Raw genomic sequence first — 11319 nt, 5'->3', positions numbered from 1 at the left:
TATATCATTAAATATCGAAGAAATGGAGATGAGATTGTTGCTGTCCATAGGAGAATTCTCGAAGATATGCGAAGTGTCAACCAAAACGCTGCGGTATTATGATGAAATTGGATTAATTCATCCCGATGAGATTAATCCCGTGAACGGTTATAGGTATTATTCCATCAAACAACTAACAAAAATGCTCTTTATCAACCGTTTGAAATCTTATCATTTCTCACTAGAAGAAATCAAAGATATTCTGGAATGGGAGCAGGATCATTTTGAAGAGAAGCTTAGTACAGCCCTAAATCTCAAAAAAAGAAAACTACAAGAGAAACTACGAACTTACGAATATACGTTAAAGCAAATTAATAGTGATGTTCTAAATTTAGAGAAAGGATTATCTATGATGTCCTACCTAAATAAGATAGAAGTGCAACTTGTTGAAACCAAACCAATGCATATTCTTTTCACGCGTCAAATGTTGAGCAGTGATGATTATGCGCTTGGATATGGTAAGTATTTTAGCAAACTGTATGAAACTATTGCCACTGAAAAGCTGACCTTGCTTGGCACGCCAATAACAATTTATCACAGCCAAGAATATAATCCTGCCGGGAATGATACAGAGTTTGCCCTACCTATTGAGGAGATCGTAAATGGAACGAGAGAATTACGTGAAGGGCTGTGTGCGAAGTCTGTTTATAAGGGCCCATATTCAGAATTAACATCGGTTTATGCGAAGCTCACAGAATGGATAGAAAATGAAGGTTATGAAATGGTGAACTCACCCTATGAAAAATATATAACAGACCCCACGCAAAATACTGATCCTGAGGATCTTGTTACTGAGGTGTATTTTCCAGTTAAGAAAAGATCGTAGCCACACTCATATTCACACCAAAATTTAAATATAAGGAGTTACCTAAATGAATAGAAACTACTGGCCCACGACAGACTGGCAAACGTCAGATCCAGCTACCTTAGGAATGGATGCTGAACAACTTTCAGCACTAGAAGCGAAGATTAAATCCGACTATAGCAATATAAACGGAATTGTAGTAGTGAGAAATGGATATATTGCCTATGAACAATACTTCAATGGCTATAGCCCGGATGATCTGCATCATGTGGCTTCTGAAACGAAAAGCATCTTATCCGCCCTCATTGGTATTGCCATTGATGCCGGATTTATCAAGCATGTTGATCAGAAGGTGCTGGATTTTTTCCCCGACTATGTTCCCGACGATGCTGCTGCTAATCTACAAAAACGAGAAATCACTATACGCCATTTGCTCACTATGACAGCACCCTATGCTTTCGAGGACTGGCACGAACCACTCGACCAACTGTGTAAATCGTCCGACTGGGTCAAATACACACTAGACAGCCTTGGCCACCAAGGGAACGTTGGAGATTTCAAATATTCTACTGCAGGGGCGCACTTGCTGTCAGCTATCATCTCTCGTTCCACAGGAAAAAGTGCCCGTGAGTTTGCTAACGAGCGATTATTCAGATCTATCGGCATGACGGAAATCCCGGATTATGAGATGAAATCATTTGGGTTTGATGATTTATTTGGGGTAAATGTGAAGGGATGGGTGGAAGACCCCAATCGTATCACCACAGGAGGATGGGGACTTACGTTGTCTCCACGCGAAATGGCGCGTTTTGGTTTATTATATTTGAACCGGGGAAAATGGGAGAATAATCAGATTATTTCGGAGACATGGATTGAAGAATCAACAGCGATGAACCCTAATCATTACGGTTATTTGTGGTGGCTACGCGAAGAAGATGAGATTTACACTTACTCAGCGTTAGGGGATGGTGGTAATGTCATTTGTTGCATTCCAGAAAAAAAACTTATCGTAGCCATCGCCTCAGAATTCACACTTCAGCCTCGTGACCGGTGGCCTCTGATTAAGGATTGTATAATTCCGTCTGTAGTATAGTAAAGAAGTTAGAACATGCTGGTTGCCACTTCATTAACATCAAGAAGAGCAACCAGCTGTCTACACTCTAAATCATTTTACTTCAAGGAAAAATAATATCGCCTTCGTTGCTGCTTACATCAAAAAATCCTACTTTGTGTTTTATAGCCAACTCCCGCATCGCCGTGTAAGCTTCGTCAGCTATGGAATACGCGAACGCCGCATAGATGACGGATGTGCCAAGCGAGTAGTCAGTCAACCGGTTATCCGTTCCGGCTTCCTCCATCGCCTCAAAAATCTCATCCTCTACATTCATATTAGGAAATTGCTCGGACAACTCACTATAAAAGCGTTGCAGCGCCTCCGATAAAACTGATGGATCATTATAGGCATGGTCTTCCGACCACTGCACTTGCTGCTCATACCACTTCATAAACGTTGCTCTCTCTTGCGGTGCTTTAGACGTCTCGAACGCCATCAAATCATAACTCATTTTAAATCCTCCTCTATAGCTCTTCTAGCCTCAGCCAACTCTTCTGGTAGGTTAAATATTCATCCCACTAATTCAGGGAGACGGAAGTCATCATTAGACGTATGTTCAATTATTGTACAATTCCCAGTGGACAGAGAGATTCTTCAATCATTCACTTCTAGTGGTAATTTTATGAAATGACTATTGTCTTGATTATATATTAAAAATCATCAGATCAATACTATAGAATCAAGATACTTACTCACCCGTTAACTATCATGTGAGCTCTGGTGTATCGACAAAAGTAACCACTGGCTCCATTACGCCATGTAATTCAAACAAGATTAGTTCGTTCCCGCCTTGACGCAGAAGCGGTGCCGGTATGTAAAGCGTTTTTGTCGGGCCCTTCTCCCAGTAGCGACCTAAATTAATGCCATTTATAAAAGCTTGGCCTTTGCCCCATCCGTCCAGCCGCAAAAAAGTATCCTCAGGCTCACTGACTTGAAAGCATCCCCGGTAGAAAGTAGGCTGCTGACGTTGCTCGCAATCTATTGGTGTGAATGATAATCCCTTAAGATCGGTTAAAGGCAATGAACGAATAGTCCAATCATGCAAGAATTGATAGCCTAGTCTAACGCCACATGTTATGCCTTTCGGATCACGAAGCTGCGGGCCATAATTTACGCGCCCCATGTTCTCCACAAGAATGTCGATTTGCAGTCCCTCCGTTGGAACCTCTAATGGAATCCCTCTCGGATCCCAGCGTCCTACTGTACCGACAAAATTACCATTCGCAAATACAAGCGCTCGATCGCGTACTTCTTGAAGAACAAGCTCCATACCGCTGCGTGGTCCACTGATCTTCGTCGAATACAAGATAAACCCATAATCCTGACCTAGTTTCTCCATTGGCTCGGGACATGCTCTACGTTCAGGGTGAGACAAAACTTCTAACTGAGTGAACAAAGGTGCGGCTTCTATCATTAGCACTTTACCGTAAGCTCGTGACTGAATTACGGGTGGTAATTCCAGTGGCGGCAACGCTACGTATTTCTCAATTATTTTTCGGACGGCGAAGAATTTTGCAGTTGGCTTACCGGATTCGTCCAGTAACGTATCATAATCGTAGCTAGTTACGATGGGCTCATATTTGTCAAAAAGATTTGCCCCATTCATAAATCCAAAATTCGTTCCCCCATGGAACATATAGAAGTTAACAGACGCACCTAAAGCCAGCATCTCCTCCAACGTCTCCGCTACTTCAGACTCGGGGCGTGTATTATGCGGTTTCATCCAGTGGTCAAACCATCCATTCCAGAATTCCATGCACATCAACGGCCCCGTAGGCTGATATTCACGTAGTTTAGCAAAGGCTTCCTTTGCTCGTGAACCGAAATTTACCGTGGCGAACACTCCTTCGATCATACCGCCTTGTAGCATATGATCTTCAGCTCCATCTGAAGTGAACAGCAGAACATCCATGCCGCGGGCGATCATTCCTTCTTTTAGATAATTCAGGTAAGTCTTATCACTTCCAAAGCTTCCATATTCGTTCTCTACTTGAAGGGCAAGCACAGGCCCACCGTTAGTGCTTAACAAAGGGCGCAAACGGGGAAGCAACTCATCGAAGTAGGCATCCAGCTTAGATAAATAAACCTTACTATTACAACGCAGCTGTATGTTATCGTCCGCAAGTAACCAAGCTGGCAATCCTCCGAATTCCCATTCCGCACAAATATAAGGACTTGGTCGTAAAATCACGTGTAAACCGAGCTCTCCAGCAAGTCTAACGAAAGCCTCGATGTCAGCATAGCCTGCGAAATTGAAGCTACCTTCCTCTGGTTCGTGTAAATTCCAAGGAATATAGGTTTCAACTGCATTCAATCCGCAAGCCTTCAGCTTCAACAAACGGTCTTGCCAATATTCCGGAACAATCCGGAAATAATGAAGCGCACCTGAAAGCAACCGGATGGGTTGTTCGTCTAATATAAAATGATCCCCTGATATGGATAACTTCCGCATATAATTCTCCCTCCAACATTGAGATAGACTATTCAATTATAGGTAATAAAAATATCAACCCATATGGACGATTCTAATAAATTATATGGAGAATTCATTGGTTGCTAGAGGCTTTTCTGATGCTATACACTATACTCATAGGGGGTTGTTACGGATGTCAAAAAGAACTCATATTTGGTTAATTACTACAGATCAAATGCGTGCGGATGCACTAGGTATCGAAAACGATTCCGTACTGACACCTGAGCTAGACAAGCTTGCTTCGGAAGGCACACTCTTCACTGGAGCTTACTGCGCTAGTCCCGTTTGCACGCCCTCACGTTCTTCCATTTTTACAGGAAGGCACCCGCATGTTCATGGGGCTTGGAACATCGGTACCACTCTAAAAGAAGATGAACTTACCTTATGCGATCATTTAAAGACAGCGAATTATAAAACCATCGGTATAGGAAAGATGCATTTCCGTCCTCAAATGAAGGGGGACTTTTCACAAGAATATGAAGATCCCGCTTATCGAGATCGCGGAAGAGCTTCCGATGGAACGTACTACGGATTTGATGAACATCACATTACTGAAGACAATTGCATCGGTGAATACATAGAGTGGCTTAGGGAGCGCAACCCTGAAGTAGCTGAGCGTTTCACCAAGGACCGTTACAGAGCCTCTAATGCTCAAAACGACGTATGGGAGAGCGAAATCCCTCCGGAGCTGCATCAGACATACTGGATTGCTGAACGGAGCATCAATGCTATCCTTTCCCACAAAACCGAGCAACCGCTATTCTTATGGTCCAGTTTCGTCGATCCACATCATCCCTTTGACCCACCAAAAGCTTACGCGGATATGTACGCGGACATTGACATTCCATCACCAACCAGAGAAGCTGACGACGTGCATCTTCGTCCTCCACATCTATTGCGTCAGAGTCAGGGAGGGTATTGGCCTGGTGGCGGTGAGGAGCATTTTTTAGATGAAGCGCTTATGAAACGGCTCACTCGAAATTATTATGCGATGATTACCTTCATTGATGAACAAATCGGACGTATTATAAAGGCTTGGCGTCAAAAAGGGGTGTACGATGATGTAGTCATTCTGTTCACCAGCGACCATGGAGAGTTGCTCGGTGACCATGGACTGATTTACAAGGGGCCGTGGTTTTATGAAGGTTTAACGCGGATCCCGATGATCGTACGCGGTCCTGGGATTGCTTCCGGGCAACGCGTCTCTGCCTTGATGGAGCATGTTGATATTGTTCCCACACTACTTGAAGCTGCAGGTCTCAACTGTCCCTACGGAATTCAAGGTGTGTCACAGATGGAGGTGTTAGCCGGAAGGGAGTCCCATGTACGTAATTCTGCACTAACGGCTTATATTGCTCATGATCGAGGCATTAACGCTAAGTGTTTGCGAACATCACGTTATAAGCTAGTTCTCTTTGCAGGAGAGACCTACGGTGAGTTATATGATCTGAAAGAGGATCCTCATGAAAACCACAATCGTTTTGAGGATCCCGATTATAGTGAAATTCGCCGTTCAATGGTAGAATTGCTTGTCCATCGAATGATTCAAGATCAGGACCCTTTGCCAGAGCGCCGGAGTAGCTGGTGAATCAAAACACAAGCTAAACTCCTTAATAATTCCGTAAAAAACTTAGGGCAAGCTGATAGTTCAGCCTGCCCTAAGTTATTATGATTCCCTCAATTCGGACTCTTTAAGAATATTGCAGATGGGTCGCCCGGCAATCAATTCGCCGTTGTTTACAAACCCTTCCTCACGTCCCTCCAGCTCGTGAATAAGACGCTCTCTCCATTCATTTATACGCTCGGATATATCGGTACATCTGATCGCATTAACCTTCTCTGTGGGGTCGGCCACTAGATTAAAGTACTGCTCTTCCCCAGTCTGCGAATACCAAATGAATTTCTCTCTTCCATCCGTTAAGAAGTGGTTGGACTTATCGCCATAGGCATGTTCCCCATGAATATAAGATCGCCACACTGTCAGATCTCCCCTACACAGTGGTAACACACTTTGCCCTTCTACTGTAACTGGTGTTTGGATGCCAGCAGCTTCAAGAAATGTTGGCATAATATCGCGAAGCTCTACAACGGAATCGAGCCGGGAGCCTGCAAGAAGTCCAAGCGTTTCTCCCGGGTCATATACTATGAAGGGAATCTTAGCACTCCCTTCATATGGAAGAGATTTACGAAAGCTATGATGATCACCCATCATCTCACCATGATCAGAAGTAAATAGAATCAAAGTTTCATTTACAACTCCGTATTCCTGCAGCCCATTGATCAACCTCCCAATTTGATCGTCTAGATGCGTAATTAGCGCATAATACGCAGCACGGGCACGATCCAATCTGCGTTTTGGCAAAGAAGTGAACGAAGAAGTTGGATCCTTAACCCTGTTTAATGCCGCATTCTCGTCCACCCAATCACCGACTGGAGGATCCGGAAATTCCAAGTCCTTGTACATATCTAGATAACATTGCGGTGGATCCAATGGGGAATGCGGGCGAACGAAGGAAGACCATAGGAAAAATGGTTTCCCAGGGTCTCTTCTTCGCAAGAAGTCTAGCGACTCGGTTACGCACCAATTCGTTGGATGCATCGCTTCCGGCAAGTGCCATGGTCGGGCAACCGTTGAGGCGTTGCAATCAAGGCCTAAATCAGTGATATCCGAATTGGCATTAGTTTGTCTTCGCAGCCACTGTAAATAATCGTCCACTTGATCATAGTGTTCATCTTGGAACGTTTGGCTCTTGTCCCGATTGTAGTGAAGATATCCATCATGCAGCACCACATTATGGAACCCACATAGATTACGTGCAGGATACACATGCATCTTGCCAACACACTGCGTATGATAACCAGCTTGAGCAAGCTCTCCGGCAATCGTATGTGCGTAATTCCATTCAACCTTATCCTGATAACCAACCCGCCCATGTGATCTCTGGCCCATTCCTGTCATGATAGCAGCCCTTGCGGGAATACAACTCGGGGTAGCTGAGTAAGCGTGTTCAAATAATATTCCTCTTGATGCCAGAGAATCCAGGTTGGGTGTCTCAACGACGGGATGTCCCATGATGCTCAGGCAATCAAAACGCATCTGATCCACTGTGATAAGCAAAAGGTTAGGCCGCTTTGAGCCATTTTGATGGTCCAGCTTAGTGTCAATCATAACCTCACTCCCTTCTTATACTCCTGCGATGACGGAAGGCGTTGCGATCGTGTGCCACAAATTCGCACTTATCGCCCTTGGGCCGTCATCATCAACGAGACCGTCGAACGTTAGCAGCTCCTCTTCTAATTCAGCTATCTGTTCCACTTTCCCTTCGACATAACTATTGATTCGATGAATAGCCGTCCTAATCCTCTGAAGCATTCCTCCCATACGAAGATCAAAAACATCAAGACCAAACACCTTGTTTTCCTGCTCCCATTGCACACGATAGTCATCCATAAATCGCCCTATCAAATCTGATAGTTCTGGCAATGTCACATTAGAAAAATGAGCCAATTCCTCCAAATTCCCACGGCTATACGCATCTCGTATGGAAATCCCTACTTCACTCTTTATCTCGAGTACGCGACACAAGCTCGCCTGTACAGTGAATAAGGATTGCCAAGGCGAATTGCGAGTGATCGCCTGTTCGAACATTTCCGCACTTTGCTGGTAATGCTTCGAATAAGCGTGGGGAACGACATGTCGATCGAACAACCCGTATAAAATATCTTGATAAAGCAAGTATTTAGCCGGATTGACGGAACATCCCCCCGGTGCCGAATTGCCTGGAACCAGATTGGCCGCATCGAGTGCCATAAAGTCATCATAATCGCCTTGCACGCAGCTGCCGAATCTGTCTTTGACATGGCTCTCCACGAAACATCCCGTATAACACAGCTCCGCCCAAAGTTGAAGGGTAGGAAGAACCGAGAAAACGGAAGCCTCCGCCCCATTATCTCCCCATGCAGTAATCAGTACTTCTTGAATTCCATGCTTAACACAGCTATCATGAGCCAACAAACTAACTTGGCGACTGAATTCATTGTTTGGAGCGAATCCCATCCATTTCCAGGCTCCACCTGCAAAACCGATATGATCATTCAGCTGCTTATGTTTGCGTAACATTCCGTCGTATTTCTCCTGCGTTTCCGTATAATAATCCCAGTAGATCAAGGTAACGTCTTCAGGGATCAGCTTTACAATATCGGGGCTAATTGGACTTTCAGCATCGTAATATTCTCCGGAACTTGCTAGACGGAAAAACATGTCGCTCCACATCATCGTACGGAAACCATATTTCCTGGCGATTTCCATAACAGTGCTAAAGTGTTTCAACATTAAGGAGGATCGATCCTGGTACCCATGCTTATCTAGATATTTACCAAGTCCCATCATATGCGCTTCATCCATCCCAATATTTATGCGGCGACTGCTTACATAGGTCGACATGAAAGCGAACATTCGATCAATTAACTCGTAAGTTCTGGGATCATCAATGAGAAGAATATCCTGGAAATCCACTAGCGCTGCATGTGCTTGCCATTTCAATGCTTGGCCCAGATGAGCCAGCGTCTGGATACAAGGAACCAATTCTATACCAAATAGCGCGGCATACTGGTCCATCTCTCGAATTTGATCCCCTGTATATCGTCCTCTTAAATAGCCGAAATAAGGATACCCTTCAAGTTCGTAGGTGTCTTCCGTATACAGTTGAACCGTTGAATATCCCATAAGCGCTAAGCGCCGGATCAATTCCTTATATCCTTCATGGTTAAGAACAGCATTTCGCGAGCAGTCTACCATGAATCCTAGCTGTTCATAAACCGGCAGTTCATTTATTTCAACTCTTTCTCCACGACGTATGTTCTCGAGGAATCGGCTGAGCGCCCGAATCAATTGATGTTCCTGTTCATACGCAATGGTGACCTGAACCTCATCGAAAGCTATTCGAATTCCCTTTCCTTGATTCTTACAATTTACTGGGATCCCTGACCGTTCCATTCGAATGTTCAATATTCCTGCTACTTCTGAAACAGCTGATAGCTGTTTCTCGGTTAACCCTGTCAAGTGAATGCTAAGGTTCATAGACTTTCCCCTCCTAATCTTATAAGTATGCGATCAGTAATGCCGTACATTCTTGGTTCTACTCCAAATAATTAAATGGAAGATCCGGGCTAATTTAGCCCGGATCTTCTCTATCAATCGATTATTCAATACCTTGTTCCTTGGCCTTCGCATTAACTTCCTCTATCATTTTATCAAGGCCTTTAGCCTTATAATCGTTCAAGATATTATTCCAATAACTTTCCACCGGTTCTTTGGAAAGCATGATCTTAAGCAAATCATCATGGTCAAGCACAGTAAATTTATCTTTTGTTGGGGTGGACATATAAGTTAACCGAATGTCGTATTCTGGAACCTTTGTATTGTTCTGAATCCAATCGATATAATCGACAGCATCTTGGCGGATACTTTCGTTAGCGATCGTCGGGTTATCCATGTTATAGCTATCCGAAGTTTCATACGCCACCAAATTCTTTAGAAATCTACTGGCCGGATACTTCTCATTTAACGAACCCTTTTCAATGACAACCTTCTGCCCATTTTCAATCTTGTAATCCACACCCTCGATGCCATAAGTCAACAGATCCTTGCCTTCCGTCGACAACACATAATCATAGAGTGCCATGATGCGATCCATCTTTTTATCGTCAACCTTATTGCTGAAATAGCTTTCCGACCAATATGTTTTAAAGATAGCATGTGAGCGTTCACCATCAGGTCCGATAAGCGGCTTGAGCGCCTTCACGCTCTCAGTCATATCCTTATCCGGATAGGCTGTTTTCCAGCGTTTTTCATACATATCTCCATTTAAATTTATATAACCGCCACCGCTCAGGAGAGCAGCCGCCTTACCTGCCACGAAATTGTCATAGGATTCTGCTGGCTTAACAAGCGCGATGTCTGGATCAATCAATCCTTTTTCGTACATATTCTTCATGTTCTGAAGCGCTGGTAGAGCATTCTTGGAAAATACAGCCGGGATAAACTTTCCGTCCTCTTTTATCCATTTGAAGTCACTGCCGCTTCCATCGCTCGTGGCGACCGGGTTACCATACAACCAGAAGAATCCACCCAGCATCTTGGTAGTTGTTGTCGTAAGACCGGTAATACGTTTGCCTTCTGGATCCGCCTTTACGATTGCATCAAGCATGGCTTCGAACTCTTCCCATGTCTCTGGTTCTTTTGTGATACCAACCTTTTGTGCAAGATCCCATCGATAGAAAACCATACGATCCAGTGCGCTCCAATCGACACTCGGGAACATCCGGCGAGGAACGGTATAATACTTGCCATCTACACCTAAACCTTTAATGTCCGGCGATTCGAAGTATTTTGCAAGGTTAGGATACTTAGAAAGCTCCGGAAGCGCTTTGACAACACCTTGCTCAACCCATTTGCGCTGATATTGTGTGCCGACGGCGTCGATCGCGAAAATGTCAGGCAATTGACCGGAAGCTGCCCACATTTGAATCTTCTGGGTATAGTCATCCCAGGTCATGTTGACAGGTTTTAATGTAATTTTAAATTTTTCCAATACTTGTTTAGCGATCGGATCTTTTTCGATGTTAGCAATTTCAGCATCCGCGTCCCAAAAACCAAGAGTAATGGTCATCGGATCCTTGTAAGGGTTGTCAGTGGAATTAAAAGAGTCGGTAGTCCCTTCACCGTTTGATCCCGACTGCCCTTTGTCGTTATTGCCTCCACCGCAAGCCGTGAGCACCGAAGCTAATAAAGTTATACATAATGCCAGTGTCATCATTTTCTTTCTAAGCATGCTTGAAACCTCCCTTTATACTATTTTAGGATAGAATCAATCTATTTAAAATCTT

The 11319-nt window shown here is 44.1% G+C and carries 8 protein-coding genes; 3 read left to right on the top strand and 5 right to left on the bottom strand.

Annotated elements, in window-relative coordinates; translation table 11 throughout:
• Positions 1 to 37: 37 nt before the first annotated feature.
• Both NSS67_RS16135 and NSS67_RS16130 read left to right on the top strand, forming a co-directional pair.
• Positions 38 to 865 carry a MerR family transcriptional regulator gene (locus NSS67_RS16135; RefSeq protein ID WP_339320614.1) on the top strand — a complete coding sequence of 276 codons (828 nt, stop codon included), beginning with the start codon at positions 38 to 40 and terminating at the stop codon, positions 863 to 865.
• Between the two features lie 46 nt (positions 866 to 911).
• A complete protein-coding gene (locus NSS67_RS16130) occupies positions 912 to 1937 on the top strand; it encodes a serine hydrolase (RefSeq protein WP_339314225.1) in 1026 nt (341 codons plus the stop codon).
• A gap of 82 nt (positions 1938 to 2019) precedes the next feature.
• Here the strand turns inward: NSS67_RS16130 and NSS67_RS16125 are convergent, their stop codons facing one another.
• Complete coding sequence (locus NSS67_RS16125; protein ID WP_339314223.1) at positions 2020 to 2409, bottom strand: hypothetical protein; 390 nt, start codon at positions 2407 to 2409, stop codon at positions 2020 to 2022.
• 255 nt (positions 2410 to 2664) lie between these two features.
• Positions 2665 to 4410 carry a beta-galactosidase family protein gene (locus NSS67_RS16120; protein ID WP_339314221.1) on the bottom strand — a complete coding sequence of 582 codons (1746 nt, stop codon included), beginning with the start codon at positions 4408 to 4410 and terminating at the stop codon, positions 2665 to 2667.
• Positions 4411 to 4564: 154 nt separating this feature from the next.
• Here NSS67_RS16120 and NSS67_RS16115 point away from each other — a divergent pair, with 154 nt between their 5' ends.
• Complete coding sequence (locus NSS67_RS16115) at positions 4565 to 6019, top strand: sulfatase-like hydrolase/transferase (protein ID WP_339314219.1); 1455 nt, start codon at positions 4565 to 4567, stop codon at positions 6017 to 6019.
• 78 nt (positions 6020 to 6097) lie between these two features.
• Here the strand turns inward: NSS67_RS16115 and NSS67_RS16110 are convergent, their stop codons facing one another.
• The 3 genes from NSS67_RS16110 to NSS67_RS16100 form a co-directional block, all read right to left on the bottom strand.
• The gene (locus NSS67_RS16110; protein ID WP_339314217.1) at positions 6098 to 7600 is read right to left on the bottom strand and encodes an arylsulfatase; all 1503 of its coding nucleotides are present in this window, start codon (positions 7598 to 7600) and stop codon (positions 6098 to 6100) included.
• A gap of 15 nt (positions 7601 to 7615) precedes the next feature.
• A complete protein-coding gene (locus NSS67_RS16105; RefSeq protein ID WP_339314215.1) occupies positions 7616 to 9511 on the bottom strand; it encodes a family 20 glycosylhydrolase in 1896 nt (631 codons plus the stop codon).
• Positions 9512 to 9632: 121 nt separating this feature from the next.
• On the bottom strand, positions 9633 to 11264 hold the full coding sequence (locus NSS67_RS16100; protein ID WP_339314213.1) for an extracellular solute-binding protein: 1632 nt from the start codon (positions 11262 to 11264) through the stop codon (positions 9633 to 9635).
• Between the last annotated feature and the right edge of the window lie 55 nt (positions 11265 to 11319).

It is taken from the genome of Paenibacillus sp. FSL R10-2734 (assembly GCF_037963865.1).
In the GTDB taxonomy this organism is placed as follows: domain Bacteria; phylum Bacillota; class Bacilli; order Paenibacillales; family Paenibacillaceae; genus Paenibacillus_AQ.
The sequence above is the reverse complement of the archived record's forward strand: the minus strand, read 5'-3'. Positions and strand labels throughout refer to the sequence as shown.